Source organism: Stenotrophomonas sp. SXG-1, from assembly GCF_014083965.1.
In the GTDB taxonomy this organism is placed as follows: Bacteria; Pseudomonadota; Gammaproteobacteria; order Xanthomonadales; family Xanthomonadaceae; genus Stenotrophomonas; species Stenotrophomonas geniculata.
Window position 1 is genome coordinate 697,259 of sequence record NZ_CP046588.1, and the last position, 23,997, is coordinate 721,255.

The window sequence follows — 23,997 nt, forward strand, 5'->3', positions numbered from 1 at the left end:
GATGGCATTCAAAAAGATCGTAATCAAAACGCGTGAAGGACAGGCCAAATCGTCGCCCATCGCGCGTTTGCGGTTCTATTTCGAGGACCGCCCCCGCGCCCTGCTGGGCAGCGTGCTCGGGGTAGGCTGCATTATCGGCCTTGCCGGTGGCATTGGCGCCAGCGCGCTGAATGACTCCCGCCTGCAGGCCAAGGTCGAGCGCCAGGATGCGGAGCTGGCCAAGGTCAAGCGCGATGCGCAGACCCAGGTCAACGCGCTGGCGGCCCGCCTCGGCGAGCTGCAGGCCCAGGCCACACGCCTCAACGCCCTCGGCGAACGGCTGACCCAGATGGGCAAGCTGGAAGACGGCGAGTTCGACTTCAACGAGAGCCCCGGCCTCGGTGACGGTGACGCCGGCGGCCCGACCAGCGACATCCCGGTCAAGGACGTCAACGCCGACTTACAGGTGCTGGAGCAGCGCTTCGCTGCTTCAGGCCGCCAGTTGTCGGTGATGGAATCGCTGATGTTCGACCACCAGCTGCAGCAGAACGCCGTGCCCTCGCGCATGCCGATCCGCAACAGCTATGTGACCTCCGGTTTCGGCACCCGTGCCGACCCGTTCGGCCGCGGTGCCGCCACCCACAAGGGCATGGACTTCCACGCCAAGGTCGGTGACCCGGTGATGGCCGTGGCCGAAGGCGTGGTCAGCTTCTCCGGCGTCAAGGGCGGCTACGGCAACGTGGTCGACGTCGACCACGGTAACGGCTACGTCACCCGCTACGCGCACAATTCGCGCCTGGTGGTGAAGGTTGGCGACCTGGTCCGTGCCGGGCAGGAAGTGGCCAAGGCCGGTTCCACCGGTCGTTCGACCGGCGCCCACGTGCACTTCGAGGTGTGGGAGAACGGCAACGTGGTCAACCCGCGCAAGTTCCTTGGCGACGGCGGCAATACGCCGGTCGGCCGCATCAGCCGCGGTTGAACCCAACGCCGGGCATGGCCCGGCGCTACCGGCACGCCGTCGGATCCCGGCGGTAGCGCGGGGCCATGCCCCGCGAGCGCAAAGCGCGGCCGCCAGGACCCCGGTCCCGGCCGCCTGGACGACCGCAAAGGGTTGAAACCCCTCACGGCCGTCCCAAGCTACAATGGGTGTTGCCATCGACAGGGCGCCAGGCGCCCTGTTTCGTTTGCGGCGGACGGATCCCAAGGGGGAGGCCGGGCGTCGTGTCCATCCAACCCGGTTCCTTCAATGATCAACAGCCTGCTTACCCGCGTATTTGGCAGTCGTAACGAACGACAGCTGCGCCAGCTCAACCGCATCGTCGCCAAGATCAATGCGCTGGAACCGGAGATCGAGAAGCTTTCCGACGAGCAGCTTCAGGCCAAGACGCCGGAGTTCAAGCAGCGCATCGCCGATGGTGAAGCCCTGGACAAGGTGCTGCCGGAAGCGTTCGCGGTCTGCCGCGAGGCCGGTCGCCGCGTGCTGGGCATGCGCCACTACGACGTGCAGCTGATCGGCGGCATGGTGCTTCACCTGGGCAAGATCGCAGAAATGCGCACCGGTGAAGGCAAGACCCTGGTGGCGACCCTGCCGGTGTACCTCAACGCGCTGGAAGGCAAGGGCGTGCACGTGGTCACCGTGAACGACTACCTGGCGCGCCGTGACGCCGCGCAGATGGGCAAGCTGTACAACTGGCTGGGCCTGAGCGTGGGCGTGGTCTACCCGGGCATGCCGCACAGCGACAAGCGCGAAGCCTACGCCTCGGACATCACCTACGGCACCAACAACGAATTCGGTTTCGACTACCTGCGCGACAACATGGCGCTGTCCAAGGCCGACCGCTACCAGCGCGGCCTGCACTACGCCATCGTCGACGAAGTCGACTCCATCCTGATCGACGAAGCGCGTACCCCGCTGATCATCTCCGGCCCGGCCGATGATTCCCCGGAGCTGTACATCCGCGTCAACCGCGTCGTGCCGAACCTGGTCAAGCAGGAAGTGGAAGACGGCGAAGGCGACTTCTGGGTCGACGAGAAGGGCAAGCAGGTGCACCTGTCCGAAGCGGGCATGGAGCACGCCGAGCAGCTGCTGGTCGAGGCCGGCATCCTCGACGGCGAGACCGAAGGCCTGTACGCGCCGCAGAACCTGACCGTGGTCCACCACCTCAACGCCGCACTGCGCGCGCACGCGATCTACCAGCGTGACGTGGACTACATCGTGCGCGATGGCGAAGTGGTCATCGTCGATGAGTTCACCGGCCGCACCCTGTCCGGCCGTCGCTGGTCCGATGGCCTGCACCAGGCGGTGGAAGCGAAGGAAGGCGTGCCGGTCCAGCGCGAGAACCAGACGCTGGCGAGCATCACCTTCCAGAACCTGTTCCGCATGTACAAGAAGCTGTCCGGCATGACCGGTACGGCCGATACCGAAGCCTTCGAGTTCCAGAGCATCTACGGCCTGGAAGTGGTGGTGATTCCGACCAACCGCCCGACCATCCGCAAGGACAGCCCGGATCAGGTGTTCCTCAACCGCAAGGGCAAGTTCAATGCGGTGCTGGCCGACATCGAAGAGTGCGCCAAGCGTGGCCAGCCGGTGCTGGTGGGTACCACCTCGATCGAAACCTCGGAAATGCTGTCCGAGCACCTGCGCAAGGCGGGCGTGAAGCACGAAGTGCTCAACGCCAAGCAGCATGACCGCGAAGCGACCATCGTCGCCAATGCCGGCCGTCCGGCGGCCGTGACCATTGCCACCAACATGGCCGGCCGTGGTACCGACATCGTGCTGGGCGGTTCGCTGGAAGCGGAAATCCACGAGCTGGGCGAAGACGCGACCGACGAGCAGAAGGCCGCGGTCAAGGCCGAATGGCAGAAGCGCCACGAGGCCGTCAAGGCTGCCGGCGGCCTGCACATCGTCGGTACCGAACGCCATGAATCGCGCCGTATCGACAACCAGCTGCGTGGCCGTTCGGGCCGCCAGGGTGACCCGGGTTCGTCCCGCTTCTACCTGTCGCTGGAAGACAACCTGATGCGCATCTTCGCCTCCGACTGGGTGCAGAAGGCCATGCGCATGATGGGCATGAAGGAAGATGACGTCATCGAGGACCGCCTGGTCAGCCGCCAGATCGAGAAGGCGCAGCGCAAGGTCGAGGCCCACAACTTCGACATCCGCAAGAACCTGCTGGACTTCGACGACGTCAACAACGACCAGCGCAAGGTGATCTACGCCCAGCGCGACGAGCTGCTGGACGCCGAGTCGGTGAAGGACAACGTCGACGGCATCCGCGACGACGTGATCTTCGACGTGGTGGCCCGCTTCGTGCCGCCGAACTCGATCGACGAGCAGTGGGACCTGCGTGGCCTGGAAGCGACCCTGGAGTCGGACTTCGGCCTGCAGATGTCGCTGACCGACCTGGTCAAGTCGCACGAAGAGCTGGACGCCGAAGCCATCGCCGCCAAGGTGCAGGAACGCGTCAACCAGCACTTCGCCGAGAAGGAAGCCGGCGTGGGCGAAGAGACCATGCGCGCGCTGGAGAAGCACGTGATGCTGACCGTGCTGGACCAGAGCTGGAAGGAGCACCTGGCCCGCATGGATTACCTGCGCCAGGGCATCTACCTGCGTGGTTACGCGCAGAAGCAGCCGAAGCAGGAGTACAAGAAGGAAGCCTTCGAACTGTTCTCGGACATGCTGGAGAACGTCAAGCGCGAAGTGGTGACCCTGCTGTCGCGCGTGCGCATCCGCAGCGACGAGGAAGTGCAGGCGCTGGAAGCGGCCGAACGCCAGCAGGCCGAAGCCCGCCTGAGCCAGTCGCAGTTCCAGCACCAGGACGTGGGCGGCTACAGCGCCGACGAGGAAGCCGCGCAGGTGCAGGCTGCCCAGCAGGGCAACGCACAGGTGCAGCGCGACGAGCCGAAGATCGGCCGCAACGATCCATGCCCGTGCGGCAGTGGCAAGAAGTACAAGCACTGCCACGGCCAGCTGAGCTGACCCCGAAGAGCCCCGCGAAAGCGGGGCTCTTCTTTTAGGGCGGCTGTTTCGCAGGGCTGATCCGGCCGGATCCGAGATTGCACGGGCCGCCCTGTTCTGGGCATGCTTCCTCCATGCCTTCCCCCACCCGATCGATCCACGTTGTGGCCGCCGTCATCACCGACGCCCGTGGCCGCGTGCTGCTCAACCGCCGTACCGAGAACCGCGACATGGCTGGCCTGTGGGAATTCCCCGGCGGCAAGCGCGAATCCGGCGAGACCTCCGAGCAGGCCCTGGTGCGCGAGCTGCGCGAGGAACTGGGCATCGAGGCCGATGTCGGCGAGTGGCTGATGGACGTGCCGCAGCGCTATCCGGACAAGCACCTGACCCTGGAAGTGCGCCACGTGCGCAGCTGGAAGGGAACCCCCCGCGGCCGTGAAGGGCAGGCGATCACCTGGGTGGCGCCGGACAAGCTGGGCCGCTATTCAATGCCGCCGGCAGACCTGCCGGTGGTGGCCGCCCTGCGCCAGCCCGACAGCTACCTGATCACCCCGGCGCCGGCCGATGATGAGGGCGGCATGCAGCATTGGCACGAACAGCTGCAGCGCGCGGTGGCCGCGGGCCAGCAGCGCATCCAGCTGCGCTTGCCGACGGCGCATCCGCAGCGCCAGGCGATGGTCGAGCAGGCCCTGCGCGCGCATCGTCGCAGCGGCGTGCAGTGGCTGCTCAACCGCGATATCGAGCTGGCACGCGCACTGGGCGTGGGCGTGCATCTGGGCAGCGAACAGCTGCTGGAGCTGTCGCAGCGTCCACTGCCCGAAGGCCAGCTGGTGGCCGCGTCCTGCCATGACCTGCAGCAGCTGCAGGCCGCACAGCAGTTGGGCTGCGACTTCGCCGTGCTGGGTCCGGTGCAGGCCACGGCCAGCCATCCCGATGCCGTGCCGCTGGGCTGGGATGCCTTCGCCGAGCTGCGTGCGCAGGTGTCACTGCCGATCTACGCGCTGGGTGGCATGGGCAGTGGCCACATCAGTGAGGCGCGTCGCCATGGTGGGCAGGGCATCGCCGCCATTCGCGCGCTGTGGCCGGCGTGATGTCAGGGTCGGATCATCGCAACGCGGGGCTCTGACCCTCCCGATCACAACGTGATCCAGAAACACCCGTACTGCCGTCGCAACCCCAGCACCGTCGAAGCGCGCGACACGCTGCCGGGCAAGGTCTGTTCCAGGCGCAGGCCGATCGGATGCCGCGCCACAGAGACCACAGAGTCGGATCCCTGCGCAGCAGGGCTCTGGCCCTCATCCTGCGATTGCGGCAGCGCCTGCGAGGGATACACCGGCACCACGTCCACCAATGGCCGCCGCGCCAACGATTCCAGTTGGCCGAGGATGCGCTGCGCACCCGCATCAGAGACCGCGCCCCACAGGTACAGCGAGGACAGCCGGTTCACATCGTTGCTGAGGATGCCAGTACGCAGCGCATCCACCAGTTCGCTCAGTCGCCGCGGGCAGCGTGCCCCCAGGGTGTCGCGCTGCAGAGTGTTGCCGGCGGGCGCAGGCGGCGGCAGCCGCGACTGCGCACCCAGGCTGTCGCAGGGACGGTCGGTATACACGCTCTGGCCCTGGGCATCGGTACAGCGGTTCAGGCGCGTGGACTGCGCCTGGGCGACGCTCGACAGCACGCACAGCGGCAGCAGCAACAGCAGGAAGGAAAGCCGGATCATTCCTGCAGGGTAGCGCCGATCACGCTGGCGCGCCGTGCGCTCAGCCCTGCAGCAGCTTCAGCACCGAGGTGGTCGGCTTGGCCAGGTTCAGGGTGTAGAAGTGCAGGCCGGGTGCGCCGCCCTCGATCAGGCGCTGGCACAGCCGGGCCACCACTTCAGTGCCGAATGCGCGCACTGACTCCGCATCATCGCCATAGGCCTGCATCTTGCGGCTGATCCAACGCGGAATCTCCGCACCACACTGTTCGGAGAAGCGACGCAGCTGGCTGAAGTTGGCGATCGGCATGATGCCGGGGGTGATCGGTACCTGCACGCCCAACCGCCGCACTTCGTCGACGAAATGGAAGTACGCGTCCGGGTTGAAGAAGTACTGGGTGATCGCCGCATCGGCACCGGCATCGATCTTAGCCTTGAAGTGCTTCAGGTCGGCCAGTGCATCGGAGGCCTGCGGATGCGTTTCTGGGTACGCGCCTACTTCGATATGGAACGCATCGCCGTGCTCGGCGCGGATGAAGTCGATCAGTTCGGCGGCATAGCGCATGTCGCCGGGAAAGCCCATGCCCGACGGCAGGTCGCCGCGCAGCGCGACCAGGCGGCGGCAGCCGATGGCGCGGTACAGCTTGAGCAGCTCGCGGATCTCCTGGCGGGTGCCGCCCACGCACGACAGGTGCGGCGCGGCATCGAAACCGTGGTGCTGGTTGAGATGGCGCACGGTTTCGGAGGTGTAGCTCAGGGTCGAGCCACCGGCGCCGAAGGTACACGACACGTACTCGGGACCGTAGTCCTTCAGCTTGGCCGCGGCGCGGTCCAGCTGGCTGCGCTGTTCGTCGGTCTTGGGCGGATAGAACTCGAAGCTGATGGCAGTCATGGCACGGGCGGTGGCGGCGGGTGCGGGTCAGTATATCGCTTCATCAAGATGGATGTTTGACGGCTGCGTGAGGGCAGGCCATCCGTGGCACGCGACCGTTCGCCCAGGTGTCCGGCCGTTGCTCCGAAATCGTAACCGGGGGCACTGGCCCGGCGGCACGCTGTTCCCATCCCGGCACCACCCACCCGACGAAGGAGCAGACGATGAAGATCTTCCTGGCACTGTGGTACGCAATGAAGGCCTTGGCCCGGCTGGCGATGATCGGCATGGCGATGGCCGTGCTTGGCTCCGGTCCGGCCCATGCGGCGGCCGCCACAGGCACCGGCAAGGTGCAGGTCGAGGTGGTCGGCAAGGGCCGTCCGCTGCTGATGATCCCCGGTCTCAACAGCAGCGCCGAGGTCTGGCGCGAGACCTGCCTGGCGCTGAAGGACGTGCAGTGCCATCTGGTGCAGCTGCCCGGCTTTGCCGGCGCCGCAGCCGCTGATCCGCGCCCGGCCGACTTCCTGCCGGCCATGCGCGGGCAGCTGCTGGCCTACCTGCATGACCGGCACCTGGGCCCGGTGGTGGTGATCGGACACAGCCTGGGTGGCCTGCTGGGCCTGCAGATGGCGCAGGCCGAGCCGGCGGCGGTCAGCGCCCTGGTGGTGGTCGATGCACTGCCGTTCCTGCCAGCCGCGCGTGACCCGAAGGCCACCGCAGACAGCGTGCGGCCGATGGCCGACCAGCTGCGCAAGGGCATGCTCGCTGCCGACGCCGCGCAATGGCAGGCGCATTTGCAGGCGGGCCTTCCGGGCATGACCCGTGATCCGCAGCGCCAGGCCGAGCTGGGCCGCTGGGGCGAAGGCAGTGACCGCCAGACCACCGCCGATGCCATGCATGCGGTGATGACCACCGACCTGCGCGACAGCATCGCCTCGATCAGCGCACCGACGCTGGTGCTGGGCAGCTGGGCCGGTTACCAGCCGATGGGCGGCACCGAGGCCAGCACGCGCGCGGTGTTCCAGGCCCAGTACGCGAAGCTTCAGGGCGTGCAGATCGCGATGAGCGCGCAGGGGTTCCACTTCCTGATGTGGGATGATCCGCGCTGGCTGCAGGAGCAGGTGCAGCGTTTCCTCGCCGCGCACCCCTGACCCTTGTCCTCGCCGAGAGCCCGCATGGACGCCACTACCTCATCCCGCCGCTTCTGGACGCTCAATGCACTGGCATGGGCGGGTTATGCGATGTACGGGCTGTGGGCGGGGATGCGGATCGGCGGCGGCGTGGTGTTCAGCGGCATCGTGTTGATCACCGTCAGCGTGGCCGCCTGCCTGTGGCTGTGCAGTGGCATGCTGCGCGCGGTGGCGCTGCGCCAGCGCTGGTGGGAGGGGAGCCTGGGCAGCCTGGTGTTGAAACTGGCCGCCGGTGTGGTGGCCGGTGCCAGCGTCGCACAGGCGATGACGGCGGCGCTGCTGCTGCCGGCGCTGGCACTGGGCTGGGTGCAGCTGCCCGGTGGCCACGCGGATTACCGATGGTCTTCGCTGCTGGTGTACTGGATGAACACCGCGCTGTTCCTGCTGATGTGGACCGGCCTGTGGGCCGGCCTGCACGGTCTGCGCCGGGCGCGCCACAGTGAACTGGCCCGGCTGCGAGCCGAAGCCGAACGCAGCGCACTGGAGCGCGATGCACTGCGCGCACGGCTCAACCCGCACTTCATGTTCAATGCGCTGAACAACCTGCGCGCGCTGATCCTGGAAGACCCCGAGCGCGCCCGCGACATGGTCACGCGCCTGTCGCGCACGCTGCGCCAGGCGCTGGCGCACAACCGCAGTGAGCAGGTCACGCTGGCCGAAGAACTGGCGGTGGTGGACGACTATCTGGCGATCGAGGCCATCCACTTCGAGCAGCGCCTGCAGGTAGCTCGGCACATCGATGCTGACGCCCTGCAGGCGCAGTTGCCGGCGATGGCGCTGCAGCTGCTGGTGGAGAATGCGATCAAGCACGGCATTGCCAGCCGCCCCGGTGGTGGCGAGGTACAGATCCAGGCCACGCTGGACGGCGATGTATTGCGACTGCAGGTGGACAACCCGCCGGGCAGCGCCGGCGAGCCTGCCCATGGGCATGGCGTCGGCCTGACCTACCTGCATGCGCAGCTCGGCACGCAGGGGCGTTTCACGCTGCAACCGGTCGGCGACCGCATGCAGGCCCTGCTGGAGATTCCACAATGAGTGCCACGCTGCGTGTGTTGATCGTTGATGATGCGCGGCTGGCGCGGCAGGAGCTGCGTACGCTGTTGTCGGCGCTGCCATGGGTGCAGTGCGTGGGTGAGGCCGACGATGTGCCTGCCGCGCGCGAGGCGATCGCCACGCTGGCGCCGGACCTGGTGCTGCTGGACGTGCAGATGCCTTCCGGCAGTGGTTTCGATGTGCTGGACGGCCTGGAGACGGTGCCTGCAGTGGTGTTCGTCACCGCCTACGACACCTACGCCGTGCGCGCGTTCCAGGCCAATGCGCTGGATTATCTGGTGAAGCCTGTCGAGGCGCCACGCTTGCTGGAGGCGCTGGAGCGGGCGCGCCAGCGCGAGGTGGTGGCGGGCGAAACGCGGGAGCCGCGCAGCACACTGGGCGCGCAGGACCAGGTGTTCGTGCGCGAGGGAGAACGCTGCTGGTTCGTGGCGGTCTCCGAGATCCGCCGGCTGGTGGTGGATGGCAATTACACGCGGCTGTGGTTCCGCGACCAGAACGCCTTGCTGACCCGCAGCCTGAGCGCGTTGGAAGCACGCCTGCCGCAGGATCTGTTCTTCCGTGCCAACCGCAATACCCTGGTCAACCTGCGCCGCATCCGTGGCGTAACGCCCAGCATTGCCGATGGTTACGAGCTGACGCTGGATGATGGCAGTGAGGTGGAAGTGTCGCGGCGGCAGGCGCGTGAACTGCGCGAGCGGATGGCGTTGTAGCTGCCGCTACAGCTCGGCACTGACCGGGCTGGTGATGAAGCCCCACAGCAGGCGTGCCATTACGGCGGGTGAGCGTGCCTGCCCGCGCGCATAGGCCAGCAGCGCATCCAGCCGCGGGCGGTCATAGAGGTGGCCGGCCAGCAGTACCGCATGCACGCGACGGGTATTGGCGGTGTCGTGCAGCGGGTTGCCATCAAGCAGCACCAGGTCTGCGGCTTTGCCGACTTCGACGCTGCCATGCGATGCCTGCAACTGCAGATGACGCGCGGCCTGCAGCGTAGCTGCGCGCAGCACGTCGGCCTGGCTCAGGCCGGCTTGCCGCAGCCAGTGCAGTTCGTCGTGGTAGCGCAGGCCGCCCAATCCGGTATCGGTGCCGACCAGCACGGTGACGCCGGCACGATGCGCCGCACCGGTGAGCGCCAGCCCATGATCGAAGTACACCTTCAGCGCAGCTTCGCCGCGCCGGCCAGGGTAGCGATCGGCGGTGGCCGTCAGATCATCACGCCACGCCCAGCGTGAGAGCGGGTCCAGATAGGCCAGGCGCGCATCGTCGACGAAGGCGGGGTCGCGTGCACGTGCATCTTCTTCGCGGGTGACATGGGTCGGCACAAACACGGCACCGCTGGCCTGCATCAGGCCGAATGCTTCGTTGCAGAGCGCGGGCTGGTATCCACTGACCATCCGCTCGGCCAGCGCGGTCGGGTCTTCGCCGTCGAGGGTGCCGCCACGCCAGGCGGCTGCGTTTTCGAAGCAATGCCGCACGAACAGATGGGCGTGTTCGAAGCTGCGCTGCCCCGCCTGCAATGCGCTTTCCAGAGGCACAGCCCTGGGCAGGTGGCCGACCAGCGGGCGACGCAGCTGCTGTGCCTCGGTGGCCAGCCGCTGGTAGGTGTCCGCACGCAGCCGGTTGTAGACCTTCAGTGCATCGATGCCGCGCGCAGTGTAGGTGCGTGCGCGTTCGGCGGCGGCGTCTGGCGAGAGTGATGGATCCTCGAAATAGAAGCTGGCGATCTGCACGAAGCGTGGTGCGACCTGTTGCCCTGCGATGGCCTGTGCAGTCCAGCGGCGCTTGTCAGCCACGCAGGCGATCAGCGGGTCGGTAGCCTGCGGGCAGTCCATCATGTCGCGGGTGCCGGTAATGCCATTGGCCAGCATCAGTGCGAACTGCAGTTGCGGTGACAGCTGCAGTGCATGGGTATGCATGTCCCAGAAGCCGGGCACCAGCCAGCGGCCACCGGCATCGAGCACTGGCAATGTGGTGTCCCGTGGAGCTTTGCCAATGGCAGTGATCGTGCCGTCGCGCACTGTCACTGTGGTGGGGGCGCTGACCTGGCCACGCGCGACGTCCACCACCCGCGCGTTGACGATCACGCGGCTGTTGCCCGGCTCGGGCAACGGCGGTGCCGACAGCGGCCAGAGCAGAGCGGCGGCGAACAGCAATGGCGGCGCCAGCAGGAGGATGGCCAGAACGATCGGCCATCGCCGACGGTGGGCGGAACGGGGCAACGCGCGTGCTGCATCCATGAGCCGGCAATCCTTGCATTGGGTCGTCCGCAGGGTGCTGCAAGCCGGACACGGGCACCAGTGACCATCGGCATCTGGCCCGGCCTGGCTCCGGGGCGGTTACCCTGTGCGGTGGAACTCCTGATCACGCCCTGCCATGTCCATCGTCCTGACCGATTTCGCCCGTCCCCGCCTGTTCCCGCGCGTGCCGCGCGGCAACACCATCCAGGACTGCACTGCCGAGCAGTTCGAGGCACACCTCAATGCGCACGCACCGCTGAAGGTGCTCGACGGCTACGCGCCGTTCTGCAAGTTGTTCGTCTACGAGAACTGGACCAGCACGCGCTGCCTGACGGTGCCGGTCACCGAGGCCAACCGCCATCTGCTGCGCAGCGGCTACGAAGCGCGCAACCGTGAGGAACTGCCGGTACTGGTGCGCTGGTTCGAGGGTGTGGAGTCCCCGCGCGCGAACTACCTGGTGGTGATCCTGTACAGCGCCGGGCAGCTGGCGAGGGAAGGTTCACCGATCGAGGCCGACTGGGGCATCGTCGGCTGCATCTACACCGCCGAACCGGAAGAGGTGCCGATGGCGCCGATCACGATGATGCGCAATGCGCTGGGCGTGGAGGAGGGCGGTTCCGGTGTACCGCTGGACCGGGAGGCCTACCGGCGCTCGGTGGAGTTCTGGGAGAACAACGCCAACTGGCGGCCCTGAGCCCACGCTGTGGCCGGACAGCCGGCATGTGAACAGGGTGACGGCAGTGGAGCGCTACCATGGCGGTGAATCAACGCAGGGAGCACAGGGATGGATGTTCGACGTTGGATGCCGTTTGCATGGGTCGCCGCAGGCCTGTTGGCCGCAAGTGAAAGCTCGGCAGCAAAGTACGATGCAGGCGCTGCCTGTGGGGCCCTGTCCGACGTGACGCAGATCCGCGACGCGGGCGTGGGTTCACTGCAGGCGCAGGCAACCTCGGGGCGTTGCACGTTCCATGTGGAAGCGGATGACGCAGCAGCGCTTTCGCGTCAGCAGTCATTGCTCCAGAGCGTGTCGGCGATTGCCTGTGGTGGGCCAGCCACCACCCGGCCTTCGCAAGGGGCTGCGGGCTTCGACCTGCAGATGCCTGCGCGTTGCCCGCTCTCTTCCAGCACGCCGTTGATTGCCCGGGAAGGAGGCTGGCACCAGCGGCGGCTCTCGTCGGTCCCGGCGTATCCTGCGGCCGCCATGCGCGAAGCCCAGCAGGGCGGTGTCGAGCTGATGCTGCTGCTGGATGCACAGGGCAAGACCCAGGCGATCATCCTGTCCCGGTCCAGTGGGTACCCACTGCTCGATGCGGCGGCGCTCAAGCACGCGCGCGACTGGCGTTATGAGCGTGAAGCGGCGGGCAAGGCGCCAGACATGAGCCTGATACGCGGAACGGTCACGTTCAAGCTCAACTAGGGCATCTGCAGGGCGGGCTCGGCCTTCCACTCCCACCAGCGGTAGTGGTACTCGCGCTCGGTCGCGCTCCATTGCCGCGCGCAGCAGGTGCACGTCAGCCGGTAGCATTCGCCCCAGCCATCCTCCGCTTCGCCCCGTGCACGCAGCTGCACGTGACCTTGTTCCAGCAGCGGCTCGGGGCTGAAGAACACATAGGAAGGGTAGAGCGCACACAGGCAGCCTTCGCGCGCCTGCCAGTAGCGCAGCCGTTGCAGGGCCGCCTTGAGGTGAGCCTGGTTGCTGATCAGCATGCCGCCAAGGGCGACGCCCTGGCAGCTGCGTTCAATCGTATCCACATGCGCGCTCAACGCCTCCAGGGATGCGGGGGTGAACAATCGGGCGACGGTGCGTGCGGCATCGGTGATGCGCGTTGCGTCGCGCGACAACAGGTCCTGCAGCAGCACGTCGGCCTGTGCATCGTCGAGCCGGGGAATCGGCGCTGCAGACCACGGCCAGCGCATCAGCGTGACTTGCCGATGGCAGCGTAGTGGCCGGCGGTGAGGCGCAGCAGGTCAGCCGGCGCCAGTTCCACTTCCAGGCCGCGGCGACCGGCGCTGACATGCAGCGCGGGCAATGCCTGCGCGCTGGCGTCCAGGAAGGTGCGCAGGCGCTTCTTCTGCCCGAGCGGGCTGATGCCACCGACCAGGTAACCCGTCGCGCGCTGTGCGGCGTCGGCGGCGGCCATCTCGCACTTCTTGCAGCCGGCCGCTTCGGCCAATGCCTTCAAGTCCAGCTGGCCGGCCACCGGCACGATCGCCACCAGCAGTTCGTGTGCCTCGGTGCTGGCCAGCAGGGTCTTGAACACCTGGGCCGGGTCGAGGCCGAGCTTGTCGACGGCTTCGCCGCCATACGATTCGGCATGGGCGTCGTGCACGTAGCTGCGCACGGTGTGGGCGATCTTCTCGCGCTTGAGCAGGTTGATGGCCGGGGTCATGGGGACATCGTAGCGTGGGGCGGGGGTGTTGCCTTGACCGAGGCTATTGCCTGGCGCTGGCGGATGCGGTGCCGGACAAGCCCGGCATCCACCAGAAGCCAGGATCGGTGGACCAACGCAGAACGGGCGCCCGAAGGCGCCCGTTCCGTGTGCATCCGTTGCTGGTATCAGAGCCCTTTCCTGCGGAAAGGGATCCGACCCCTGCACGATCAGTAGCGGTAGTGGTCCGGCTTGAACGGGCCTTCCACCGGCACGCCGATGTAGTCAGCCTGTTCCTGGCTCAGGGTGGTCAGCTTCACGCCGATCTTTTCCAGGTGCAGGCGGGCCACTTCTTCGTCCAGCTTCTTCGGCAGCAGGTAGACCTTCTTCTCGTAGCTGTCCTTGTTCGCCCACAGGTCGATCTGTGCCAGGGTCTGGTTGGCGAAGCTGTTGGACATCACGAAGCTCGGGTGGCCGGTGGCGCAGCCCAGGTTCACCAGGCGGCCTTCGGCCAGCAGGAAGATCGCATTGCCGTTCGGGAAGATGTACTTGTCCACCTGCGGCTTGATGTTGACGTGCTTGATGCCGGCGAACGACACCAGCGCATCGACCTGGATCTCGTTGTCGAAGTGGCCGATGTTGCAGACGATGGCCTGGTCCTTCATCGCGCTGAGGTGCTCGATGCGGATGATGTCCTTGTTGCCGGTGGTGGTGACGTACAGGTCGGCACGGCCCAGGGTCGATTCGATGGTATTGACTTCATAGCCTTCCATCGCCGCCTGCAGGGCGCAGATCGGGTCGATCTCGGTGACGATCACGCGCGCGCCGTAGGCACGCAGCGAGGCGGCGCAGCCCTTGCCCACGTCACCATAGCCGCAGACCACGGCCACCTTGCCGGCCAGCATCACGTCCATCGCGCGCTTCAGGCCATCGGCCAGCGACTCGCGGCAGCCGTACAGGTTGTCGAACTTGCTCTTGGTGACCGAGTCGTTGACGTTGATCGCCGGAATCAGCAGGGTGCCGGCCTGGGCCAGCTGGTACAGGCGGTGCACGCCGGTGGTGGTCTCCTCGGAGACGCCCTTCCAGTCCTTGACCACGCGGCCCCAGTAACCCGGGCGCTCCTTGGCGACGCGCTTGAGCAGGTTCTTGATGACCTGTTCTTCGTGCGAGGCGGACGCGGTGTTGACCCAGTCGCTGCCGTTTTCCAGCTCGTAGCCCTTGTGGATCAGCAGGGTCACGTCACCGCCGTCGTCCACCACCAGCTCCGGGCCGGTCAGGGTGCCATCGGCCAGGGTGAAGGTCAGCGCGTCCAGGGTGCAGTCCCAGTACTCTTCCAGGGTCTCGCCCTTCCACGCGAACACCGGGGTGCCGGTGGCGGCAATGGCGGCGGCAGCGTGGTCCTGGGTCGAGAAGATGTTGCACGAGGCCCAGCGCACGTCGGCGCCGATGTCCTTCAGGGTCTCGATGAGGACCGCGGTCTGGATGGTCATGTGCAGCGAACCGGTCACGCGCACGCCCTTCAGCGGCAGGCTGGCGGCATGCTTGCGACGGATCGACATCAGGCCCGGCATTTCGTGCTCGGCGATGTCCAGTTCCTTGCGGCCCCAGTCGGCCAGCGTGATATCGCGGATCTTGTAATCACCTTCGGTGGAGAAGGTCTTGGCAACAGCGTTCATTCGTGTGCTCCGGTTGTGGACGAGCGGGTGCTCGCATCTAGCCGGGCGCCGTTGTTACAAAGCCACCTTACCGAGCCTGGCCGGGCCTCGTGGGATCCGGTCGCAGCGCCCCTCGGCAGGGGAGAACCCCCATTATATCGCGGCCCCGGCATGACATCGGAACGACCCAACCATCGGCAGATGGGATCGCGTGCACAGACTGTTAAGGTCGGTGTTTTCACGCATCACACAGGTGGAACGATGAGCATGCACGCGCGCCGCACACGGCGCTGGACCGGCCTGGTCCTGTCGATGGGACTGCTGGCGGTGGCCCCGCTGGCCTGGGCGGCAGCGCCGCAGCCCGCGGCCGCACAGGCCCAGGGCGTCAACGGCTATGAACTGCCGTCGGCCGCGCTGCAGGCGGTGGTGGACGCGCCCCGTGCGCCCTCGTTGTACCTGTCGCCACGCCGCGACGTGGCCGCGATGATGCAGATGCCGTCGCTGCCTTCGATCCAGGTGGTGGCGCAGCCGGAACTGAAGCTGGCCGGCCTGCGCATCAACCCGCGTACGTTCTCCGACAGCCGCTTCAGCTTCGGCGAGAAGCTGTGGCTGATGAACGTGGCCGACGGCAAGGAACGGCAGATCAGCGGCCTGCCGGCCAAGCTGTCGATCGCCAGTGTGATGTGGTCGCCGGACCAGAAGTGGCTGGCCTTCAACCAGGTCGATGCCGCCAGTGGCGCCAATGAACTGTGGCTGGTGGACGTGGCCGGTGGCAGTGCCCGCCGTCTGGTTGCCGGCCTGAACACGGTGATCGGCAGCGGCTACCAGTGGCTGCCGGACAGCCGCGGCCTGGTGGTGTTCACCCGCCCTGCCAGCCTCGGTGCGGCCCCGGCCGCCGACGGCATTCCGACCGGCCCGGCCGTGCAGCAGACCCGCCAGGGCGGCGGCGTGGTGTCGATCCGTACCTACCAGGACCTGCTGAAGAACGAGGCCGACGCCCGCCAGTTCGATTACTACGCCACCACCCAGCCGATGGAAGTCAGCCTGGATGGCAGCACCCGCGCGATCGGCGCGGCCGGCATCTTCATGGGCTTTGCAGTGTCGCCGGATGGCCGCTTCGTGCTGCGCCAGCCGGTGCAGCGGCCGTACTCCTACGTGGTGCCGGTGAGCAGTTTCCCGCGCCGCATCGAAGTGATCGACCGTGCCAGCGGCAAGCTGGTGCACACCGTGGCCGTGCGTCCGCTGGTGGAAGGCCTGCCGACCGGCAACGACGCCGAAGTGACCGGCGTGCGCGACATCAGCTGGCGGGGTGATGCCGATGCCACCCTGGTCTGGGCCGAGGCACAGGACGGTGGTGATCCGAACCGGGAGGCCAAGGTGCGCGATGCGGTGCTGATGCAGGCCGCGCCGTTCGACAAGCCGCCGGTGACCCTGGCCCAGCTCGGCAGCCGTCTGGTGGGTATCAACTGGGGCCGTGGCGACCTGGCCCTGCTGACCGAGTCGTGGTGGAAGACGCGCAAGACCAGGACCTGGCTGATTGCCCCGGACAATGCAGGTGCCGAGCCGCGCCTGCTGTGGGATCGTGACGCGCAGGACCGCTATTCCGATCCGGGCCGTCCGCTGTTGTCCAGCGACGACCGCGGGCGCTCGCTGCTGCAGACCACCGCCGATGGCAGCAGCCTGTACCTGGCCGGTGCCGGTGCATCGCCGGAGGGCGACCGCCCGTTCGTGGACCGCTTCGACATCTCCACGGGCAAGGCCACCCGCCTGTTCCACTCGCAGGCGCCCAGCTACGCCGCGCCAGTGGCGCTGCTGGACGACCAAGGCAGCTCGCTGCTGCTGAGCCGTGAAAGCCCGGATGAGCCGGCCAACTTCTACGTGCAGTCGCTGGCCGATGCCGGTGCCGCACCGCGCGCGCTGACCCATTTCGCCCATCCGCTGCCGCAGCTGAAGGGCGTGCAGAAGGAGCAGATCCGCTACAAGCGCAAGGATGGCGTCGACCTGACCGCGACCCTGCTGCTGCCGCCGGGTTACGACCCGAAGCGCGACGGCCCGCGGCCGCTGCTGATGTGGGCCTACCCGGGCGAGTTCAAGAGCGCGGCCGCGGCCAGCCAGGTGACCGATTCGCCGTACCGCTTCAATGCGGTCAGCTACTGGGGCCCGCAGGCGTTCCTGGCCAAGGGCTATGTGGTGCTGGCCAGCCCGTCGATGCCGATCATCGGTGAGGGCGACAAGGAGCCGAACGACACCTACATCGAACAGCTGGTGGCCAACGCGCAGGCCGCGGTGGATGAGGTGGTGCGTCGTGGCGTGACCGATCGCGATCACATCGCCATCGGCGGCCATTCCTACGGTGCGTTCATGACCGCCAACCTGCTGGCGCACACACGCCTGTTCAAGGCCGGCATCGCGCGCAGCGGTGCCTACAACCGCACGCTCACCCCGTTCGGTTTCCAGGCCGAGGAACGCAACTACTGGCAGGCGCAGGACGTCTACCAGAAGATGGCGCCGTTCAATTATGCCGACAAGATCAAGGATCCGATCCTGTTCATCCATGGCGTGGACGACAACAACTCCGGCACCTTCCCGATCCAGAGCGAGCGCATGTTCGCGGCGGTGAAGGGCCTGGGGGGTACCGCGCGGCTGGTGATGCTGCCGAACGAATCGCATGCCTACCGCGCACGCGAATCGATCATGACCATGCTGGCCGAGAGCGAGCGCTGGCTGGAGCAGACCATCGGCCCGGCCGAGCAGGGCAAGGCGAAGAAGAAGCGCTGACTAGTGTGACGGCGGCCCCCGCAACGGGGCCGCCTGTGCGGCTGCGCCGCCGCCCGAGCATGGGCTCGGGCGCTACACGGTGTCACGCGCCACGACGCTTGTAGAGCCGAGCCCATGCTCGGCTGCGTCCGTCATGGATGCGTGCAGATGAAACCATTTTTGCATCGCAGCACGACGCCCGTTCTGGTTTAGGCTTGGGGCCTGGATCCGTTGACCGAGGCCTGTGCGTCGCCGATGAACGAGTACCGCAGCAGCATCGAGTTTGCTTCTCCCGATCTTCCGCTTCGCGATGACGTGCGCCGGCTCGGCGCGCTGGTCGGTGACCTGCTGGTTGAACAGGTGTCCGCCGCGTTTCTCGACGACGTCGAAGACGTGCGCACCCGCGCCATCGCCCGCCGCGAGAATCAAGCTCCATTGTCGGAGCTGGCCGATGGCCTGGCCGGGCGCACGCCGCAGCAGGCCGAAACCATGGTGCGTGCGTTCAGCACGTACTTCCAGGTGGTCAACATCGCCGAGCGCGTGCATCGCATCCGCCGTCGCCGTGACTATCAGCGCGCCGGTACCGCAGGTGCACAGCCTGATGGCCTGCAGGACGCGCTGCAGCACCTGAAGGCGCAGGGCGTGGGCCTGGACGAACTCGCGCAGTGGCTCCCGCGCATCGACATCGAACCGGTGTTCACCGCGCACCCGACTGAGGCGGTGCGCCGCGCGCTGCTGGAAAAAGAGCAGCTGATGGTGGCCAGCCTGGTCGACAACCTCGACGGCCAGCGCACGCCAGGTGAGGCCGCGGCCGACGCCGCGCGCTTCCGCATGGCGCTGACGGCCTCGTGGCAGACCACCGACTCCTCGCCGGTGCGGCCCACCGTGGATGACGAGCGCGAACATGTCGGCTTCTATCTGGTGCAGGTGTTGTACCGGGTGATTCCGGTGCTGTACGAATCGCTGCAGCAGGCGCTGCGCGATACCTACGGTGAAGAACTGCCATTGCCGCGCCTGCTGCGTTTCGGCACGTGGGTAGGCGGCGACATGGATGGCAATCCGAATGTGGATGCCACCACCATCCGCAACACGCTGGATGCGCAGCGGCAGGCAGTGCTGGGGCGCTACCAGAAGGAACTGCTGCAGCTGGCCAGCCTGCTCAGCCAGTCTACCGAGCGGGTGGGTGTGAGTGATTCGCTGCAGGCACGCGTGGCGCAGTACCAGCAGCTGCTGCCGCAGGTGCAGTCGCGCCCGCGTCATGCCGACATGCCGTACCGCCTGCTCAATGACCGCATGCGCGCACGCCTGCAGGCGACGCTGGATGATGGCAGGGGCGCCTACGCCGGCCCCGCCGAACTGATCGACGACCTGCAGCTGATCCTCGACAGCCTGCGCGCCAATCGCGGCGAACATGCAGGCGGCTTCGCCGTGCAGCGCCTGCTGTGGCGGGTGAAGACCTTCGGCTTCCATCTGGCGCGGTTGGATGTGCGCCAGGAATCGAGCGTGCATGCGCGCGCACTGGCTGCGGTGCTGGGCGGCGAAGAAAGCTGGCAGGCGCTGGATGCGCTGGGCCGTGCGCGCCTGCTGGGCCGGCATGCCAGCGGGGAAGACACGCTGCCCAATGGCGATGACGAGGGCAACCAGCGGCTGGATGCGGTGTTCGCTGCACTGGCCGATGCGCGCGCGCGGCATGGCAGCGATGCACTGGGCAGCTACATCATCTCGATGGCACACGACCGCAGCGATGTGCTGGCGGTGCTGGCGCTGGCACGCCGTGGCGGTTTGGTAGAGGAGGGCGGTGCGGTGCCGCTCGACATCGCGCCACTGTTCGAGACCGTGGATGACCTCAAGCGCGGCACCGCGACCCTGCGTGACCTGCTGGCCGACCCGGTCTACCGCGCCCATCTGCGTGCGCGCGACGACGTGCAGATGGTGATGCTGGGCTATTCGGACAGCAGCAAGGACGGTGGCATTGCCGCTTCGCGCTGGGGCCTGCAGCGTGCGCAGGTGGAACTGCTGGAGGTGGCGGCCGAGGCCGGCATCCGCCTGACCTTCTTCCATGGCCGTGGCGGTTCGATCAGCCGTGGCGGTGGCAAGACCACGCACGCGGTCGATGCGTCGCCGCGCGGCAGCATCGATGGCCGCCTGCGGGTGACCGAGCAGGGCGAGGTGATCCATCGCAAATACGGCATCCGCGCGCTGGCCCTGCGCTCGCTGGAACAGGCCACCGGTGCAGTGCTGCGCGCCAGCCTGCGCCCGCGTGCCGCCGAGCCGCGCGAGGATGAGTGGCGGCCGGTGATGGACGCGGTGGCCTCGGCCAGCAGCGAGGTGTATCGCGTGTTCGTTGGCCAGGCCGGCTTCATGGACTACTTCCGTACCGCCACACCCATCGACGTGATCGAGCGGATGACGCTGGGGTCGCGTCCTTCGCGTCGGCTCGGCCAGGACGCGGCACTGGGCAACCTGCGCGCGATTCCCTGGGTGTTCGCCTGGAGCCAGGCACGCGCGGTCATCCCCGGCTGGTACGGCGTGGGCAGTGGCCTGCAGGCGGCGGTCGATGCCGGCCACGAACAGACCCTGCGCGATATGGCGCGTGACTGGCCGTTCTTCCGCACCTTCCTGGACGACATCGCGATGGTGCTGTCCAAGGGCGATATCACCATCGCCGAGCAGTTCTCGCTGTTGTCGGGCGACCTGCATGGGCGTTTCTTCCCGCAGGTGCAGCGTGAACTGGAACTCACCCGGCACTGGCTGCTGGCGTTGATGGACCAGCAGACGCTGCTGGACCACGATGCGCGGCTGGCGCTGTCGATCCGCCTGCGCAATCCCTACGTCGATCCGATCAGCGTGCTGCAGGTGGATCTGCTGCAGCGTTGGCGGGCCAGCGGACGCGAGGATGACGAACTGCTGCGCGCGCTCGTGGCGTGCGTGAACGGTGTTTCGCAGGGCGTGCAGAACACCGGGTGATGCGTATCCGCCGGGCATGGCCCGGCGCTACCTGCCTCGGTGGGTGCGGGGCGTGCCCCGCACGCCCTCACTCCTCCGGCGACGGCGGATTCGACGCCAGCAGTTCCAGGTGCCGCTGTTCCATTTCCTGGCGCAGCTGGCGGCGGATCTGTGCGGCGGCCTGGCGGCGCTTCTCGTCGGAGGTGGCCGGTTGCAGTGGCGGTACCGGCGTCGGCCGGCCTTCCTCGTCCACCGCCACCATCGTGAAGAAGCAGCTGTTGGCGTGGCGCACGCTGCGCTTGAGGATGTCCTCGGCCACCACCTTGATGCCGATTTCCATCGACGAGGTACCGGTATGGTTCACCGAGGCCAGGAAGGTGACCAGCTCGCCCACCGCGATCGGCTGGCGGAACATCACCTGGTCGACCGACAGGGTGACCACGTAGCTGCCGGCGTAGCGGCTGGCACAGGCATAGGCGACCTGGTCGAGCAGCCGCAGGATCGCGCCACCGTGGACCTTGCCGGAGAAATTGGCCATTTCCGGCGACATCAGCACGGTCATGGACAGCTGGTGGGTTTTCAGTTCGGTCGACATGGGGCGATTGTATCGGCGTGGCGTAGCTCTTGTAGAGCCGAGCCCATGCTCGGCTGCTCTTGTCGCAAGAAAAAGAAAGCCGAGCATGGGCTTGTATGTTCCTCCCGGCTCCTACGAGGTATGTAGGAGCCAGGGTGGAGGGACCGTCAACATGATATCTGCGGGTACCAGCCGACAGACGAGCCGAGCGATCCCCATCCCGCACCTTAACGTCGATAAGGGATCTAGCGGCCTTTGAGGACCGCCGATGTAGGCAAGCCAACGTGGTGCGGTACCACCCCAGCCCCTCAACAATAGCTGGGAGTTGCGCAGATGTCAGATCGTTTGGCCTTCGGCATCGATGCCGATTCAAAGACCCTTGTGGTGGCCCATCACGGCACCAAGGGCAGCGCCCGCATCACCAATTCAGCGTCGGCCATCACTAAGTGGGTGTCCGCCCTGCCGGCCAGATCTCGCATTGGAGTGGAGGCAACCAATCGCTACCACGAGCTTGTGGTTCAGGCTGCCCAGAAGGCCGGTCACGCCGTCTTTGTGCTCAATCCGCGCGACATCAAACATTACGCCAAGGGCGTGGCCTGCCGCGGCAAAACCGACTCAGGTGACGCGCAGGTTATCGCGCGTTACATCGCTAAGGAGGCCGACAATCTGCATGAGCATGTCGCCCGTTCACCTGCGCAGGAGCAGCTGCATGTGCTACTCCAGCAACGCGACAGCCTGGTCCGGAGCAAGGCGAAGTTGAATCTCTCGCTAGGCGCGGGAGCGTCGGAGTCGGCCATCTTTGGGCGCATCTTCGGTGGTCTGAAAGAGGCCATTGCCATGCTCGACCAACAGATTCAGCAACTGTGCCGCAGCGGCGAACAGCGCGACCTGTATCGGCGGATCATGACCATCCCGGGGATCGGACCGACGGTTGCGGCCTTTATCACCCATCACATCACGCGCTGGCCCTTGACCAGCTCAGACGCTTGGATTGCCTGCAGCGGTCTGGATCCGCGACCCAACGAATCCGGTGCGCGGATCGGCAGACGGCGCCTGTCCAAGCGTGGCAACGCCAGCCTGCGCCAGATCCTCTACATGGCGGCCATGGGCCTGACCCGATCCAAAGGCGGCAAAGCCCTTTATACGGCCATCCGCGAACGTGGTCACAGCAGTACCGCCAGCTTTAACATCCTGGCCAGAAAGCTGGCCAGGATCGCCTGGGGGGTCTTCAAAAGCGGGCGGGACTTTGACCCCGCCATGCTGAAAGTGGGTCAAGCCTGCTTCCAGCAGGCTTGACCGCGAACATAGGATCTCGGCTCTACAGAACGCAGAAGGGCCGCGTGAGCGGCCCTTCGTGTTTCTTACTTCAGCTTCGCATCGGCGCGCAGGGCGGCGGCGCGATCGGTCTTCTCCCAGGAGAAGGCCGTGGCGTTGACGGTCTCGCCTTCGCCGTTGAGGTAGCTGAACTCCTTCGGCTTGCGGCCGAAGTGGCCATAGGCCGCGGTCTGCTGGTACATCGGGTGCACCAGGTCCAGCATCTTGATGATGCCGTACGGGCGCAGGTCGAAGTGCTTGCGGATCAGCTTCTCGATCTTGTCGTCGCTGATCTTGCCGGTGCCGAAGGTGGTGACCGAGATCGAGGTCGGCTCAGCCACGCCGATGGCGTAGGAGACCTGCACTTCGCAACGGTCGGCCAGGCCGGCGGCAACCACGTTCTTGGCGACGTAGCGGGCCGCATAGGCGGCCGAACGGTCGACCTTGGACGGGTCCTTGCCGGAGAAGGCGCCACCACCGTGACGGGCCCAGCCGCCGTAGGTGTCGACGATGATCTTGCGGCCGGTCAGGCCGCAGTCGCCCACCGGGCCACCGATCTCGAACTTGCCGGTCGGGTTGATGTGGAACTTGGTGCCCTTGTGCAGCCACTTCGCCGGCAGCACCGGCTTGATGATTTCTTCGCGGACGGCCTCGATGAGGTCCTTCTGCTTGATGCCCGGGGCATGCTGGGTCGACAGGACCACGGCGTCGATGGCCGAGACCACGCCGTTTTCATAGCGCAGGGTGACCTGGCTCTTGGCGTCCGGGCGCAGCCACGACAGCGGCGAGTTCTTCTTCTTGCGGATCTTGGCCTGCTGCTCGACCAGGCGGTGCGACAGGTGGATCGCGGCCGGCATGTAGCTGTCGGTCTCGTTGGTGGCATAGCCGAACATCAGGCCCTGGTCGCCAGCGCCCATTTCTTCCGGCTTCTTGCGATCCACGCCCTGGGCGATGTGCGGCGACTGCTTGCCGATCAGGTTCAGCACGCCGCAGGTGGCGCCGTCGAAGCCGACGTCGGAGCTGTCGTAGCCGATGTCCGTGATGACCTTGCGGGTCAGTGCTTCCAGGTCGATCCAGGCGCTGGTGGTGATTTCACCGGCCACGATGGCAACACCGGTCTTGACCATGGTCTCGCAGGCCACGCGGGCGCGCTGGTCCTGGGTCAGGATCGCGTCCAGCACCGCATCGGAGATCTGGTCGGCAACCTTGTCCGGATGGCCTTCGGAGACCGACTCGGAGGTGAAGAGATAGCTGGACATCAGGCGTAATATCCCTTGATTCGGATGGAAAGATGGGCGCGAATGATACACGGGGTGCGCCGCCTGTGCATTGTGAACCGGTACCGGTTGCCGGTGGTTAAGCCCGCGTAGGCCTGGCAAGGGCCGTCGTGACGGGATTGGG

General features: G+C 66.7%; 19 protein-coding genes and 1 riboswitch. Of the genes, 11 read left to right on the forward strand and 8 right to left on the reverse strand.

Annotation, left to right across the window (positions count from 1 at the left end; genetic code table 11):
* Nucleotide 1 precedes the first annotated feature (1 nt).
* From GOC52_RS03075 to GOC52_RS03085, 3 genes are all read left to right on the forward strand, one after another.
* Nucleotides 2-958: a M23 family metallopeptidase gene (locus GOC52_RS03075; protein WP_191850667.1), complete on the forward strand. Its 957-nt coding sequence runs from the start codon at nt 2-4 to the stop codon at nt 956-958.
* Between the two features lie 267 nt (nt 959-1,225).
* Complete coding sequence (gene secA, locus GOC52_RS03080) at nt 1,226-3,958, forward strand: preprotein translocase subunit SecA (protein ID WP_010481917.1); 2,733 nt, start codon at nt 1,226-1,228, stop codon at nt 3,956-3,958.
* A gap of 113 nt (nt 3,959-4,071) precedes the next feature.
* Nucleotides 4,072-5,028, forward strand: coding sequence for a Nudix family hydrolase (locus GOC52_RS03085; protein ID WP_010481915.1), 957 nt, complete (start codon nt 4,072-4,074; stop codon nt 5,026-5,028).
* 44 nt (nt 5,029-5,072) lie between these two features.
* Here the strand turns inward: GOC52_RS03085 and GOC52_RS03090 are convergent, their stop codons facing one another.
* Nucleotides 5,073-5,657, reverse strand: a complete 585-nt coding sequence (locus tag GOC52_RS03090) for a DUF4124 domain-containing protein (protein ID WP_043397970.1) — start codon at nt 5,655-5,657, stop codon at nt 5,073-5,075.
* A gap of 40 nt (nt 5,658-5,697) precedes the next feature.
* Nucleotides 5,698-6,525, reverse strand: a complete 828-nt coding sequence (gene metF, locus GOC52_RS03095) for a methylenetetrahydrofolate reductase [NAD(P)H] (RefSeq protein WP_004143823.1) — start codon at nt 6,523-6,525, stop codon at nt 5,698-5,700.
* Between the two features lie 203 nt (nt 6,526-6,728).
* On the opposite strand from metF, the gene GOC52_RS03100 reads away from it, so the two are divergent.
* Genes GOC52_RS03100 through GOC52_RS03110 form a run of 3 tightly spaced genes read left to right on the forward strand, consistent with a single transcriptional unit; the run spans nt 6,729 to nt 9,457 of the window.
* A complete protein-coding gene (locus tag GOC52_RS03100) occupies nt 6,729-7,655 on the forward strand; it encodes an alpha/beta fold hydrolase (protein ID WP_191850669.1) in 927 nt (308 codons plus the stop codon).
* 24 nt (nt 7,656-7,679) lie between these two features.
* Complete coding sequence (locus tag GOC52_RS03105; protein ID WP_043397974.1) at nt 7,680-8,729, forward strand: sensor histidine kinase; 1,050 nt, start codon at nt 7,680-7,682, stop codon at nt 8,727-8,729.
* Nucleotides 8,726-9,457, forward strand: coding sequence for a LytR/AlgR family response regulator transcription factor (locus GOC52_RS03110; protein ID WP_043397977.1), 732 nt, complete (start codon nt 8,726-8,728; stop codon nt 9,455-9,457). The genes GOC52_RS03105 and GOC52_RS03110 overlap by 4 nt, the downstream gene beginning before the upstream one ends.
* Before the next feature lie 6 nt (nt 9,458-9,463).
* Here the strand turns inward: GOC52_RS03110 and GOC52_RS03115 are convergent, their stop codons facing one another.
* Nucleotides 9,464-10,981 (reverse strand): amidohydrolase family protein, encoded by a 1,518-nt coding sequence (locus GOC52_RS03115; protein ID WP_043397980.1) that lies wholly within the window; start codon nt 10,979-10,981, stop codon nt 9,464-9,466.
* A 136-nt stretch (nt 10,982-11,117) separates the two neighbouring features.
* On the opposite strand from GOC52_RS03115, the gene GOC52_RS03120 reads away from it, so the two are divergent.
* Entirely contained in the window at nt 11,118-11,675 is a 558-nt protein-coding gene (locus tag GOC52_RS03120; RefSeq protein WP_043397983.1) for a DUF3228 family protein, read from the forward strand.
* Nucleotides 11,676-11,879: 204 nt separating this feature from the next.
* A complete protein-coding gene (locus GOC52_RS03125; RefSeq protein ID WP_159359807.1) occupies nt 11,880-12,398 on the forward strand; it encodes an energy transducer TonB in 519 nt (172 codons plus the stop codon).
* On the opposite strand, the gene GOC52_RS03130 is transcribed toward GOC52_RS03125, so the two are convergent.
* The 3 genes from GOC52_RS03130 to ahcY all read right to left on the reverse strand — a co-directional run bounded on the left by GOC52_RS03130 (nt 12,395) and on the right by ahcY (nt 15,026).
* On the reverse strand, nt 12,395-12,898 hold the full coding sequence (locus tag GOC52_RS03130; protein ID WP_049448953.1) for a hypothetical protein: 504 nt from the start codon (nt 12,896-12,898) through the stop codon (nt 12,395-12,397). The two genes, GOC52_RS03125 and GOC52_RS03130, sit on opposite strands and share 4 nt — an antisense overlap.
* Nucleotides 12,898-13,371 (reverse strand): Cys-tRNA(Pro) deacylase, encoded by a 474-nt coding sequence (ybaK, locus tag GOC52_RS03135; RefSeq protein WP_019338083.1) that lies wholly within the window; start codon nt 13,369-13,371, stop codon nt 12,898-12,900. The genes GOC52_RS03130 and ybaK overlap by 1 nt, the downstream gene beginning before the upstream one ends.
* A gap of 209 nt (nt 13,372-13,580) precedes the next feature.
* A complete protein-coding gene (gene ahcY / locus GOC52_RS03140; RefSeq protein WP_019338084.1) occupies nt 13,581-15,026 on the reverse strand; it encodes an adenosylhomocysteinase in 1,446 nt (481 codons plus the stop codon).
* Nucleotides 15,027-15,062: 36 nt separating this feature from the next.
* A riboswitch (S-adenosyl-L-homocysteine riboswitch) is annotated at nt 15,063-15,146 on the reverse strand.
* A 120-nt stretch (nt 15,147-15,266) separates the two neighbouring features.
* Between ahcY and GOC52_RS03145 the strand changes: the two genes are divergently transcribed.
* Nucleotides 15,267-17,783, forward strand: a complete 2,517-nt coding sequence (locus tag GOC52_RS03145; protein WP_032952310.1) for a S9 family peptidase — start codon at nt 15,267-15,269, stop codon at nt 17,781-17,783.
* Between the two features lie 234 nt (nt 17,784-18,017).
* Nucleotides 18,018-20,729, forward strand: a complete 2,712-nt coding sequence (gene ppc / locus GOC52_RS03150) for a phosphoenolpyruvate carboxylase (protein WP_191850671.1) — start codon at nt 18,018-18,020, stop codon at nt 20,727-20,729.
* A 67-nt stretch (nt 20,730-20,796) separates the two neighbouring features.
* Here the strand turns inward: ppc and GOC52_RS03155 are convergent, their stop codons facing one another.
* Nucleotides 20,797-21,303 carry an acyl-CoA thioesterase gene (locus GOC52_RS03155; RefSeq protein WP_010481883.1) on the reverse strand — a complete coding sequence of 169 codons (507 nt, stop codon included), beginning with the start codon at nt 21,301-21,303 and terminating at the stop codon, nt 20,797-20,799.
* Between the two features lie 312 nt (nt 21,304-21,615).
* Between GOC52_RS03155 and GOC52_RS03160 the strand changes: the two genes are divergently transcribed.
* On the forward strand, nt 21,616-22,578 hold the full coding sequence (locus GOC52_RS03160) for an IS110 family transposase (RefSeq protein WP_019336818.1): 963 nt from the start codon (nt 21,616-21,618) through the stop codon (nt 22,576-22,578).
* 65 nt (nt 22,579-22,643) lie between these two features.
* Here GOC52_RS03160 and metK read toward each other — a convergent pair whose 3' ends face one another.
* Nucleotides 22,644-23,855: a methionine adenosyltransferase gene (gene metK / locus GOC52_RS03165; protein WP_010481882.1), complete on the reverse strand. Its 1,212-nt coding sequence runs from the start codon at nt 23,853-23,855 to the stop codon at nt 22,644-22,646.
* Nucleotides 23,856-23,997: the final 142 nt, after the last annotated feature.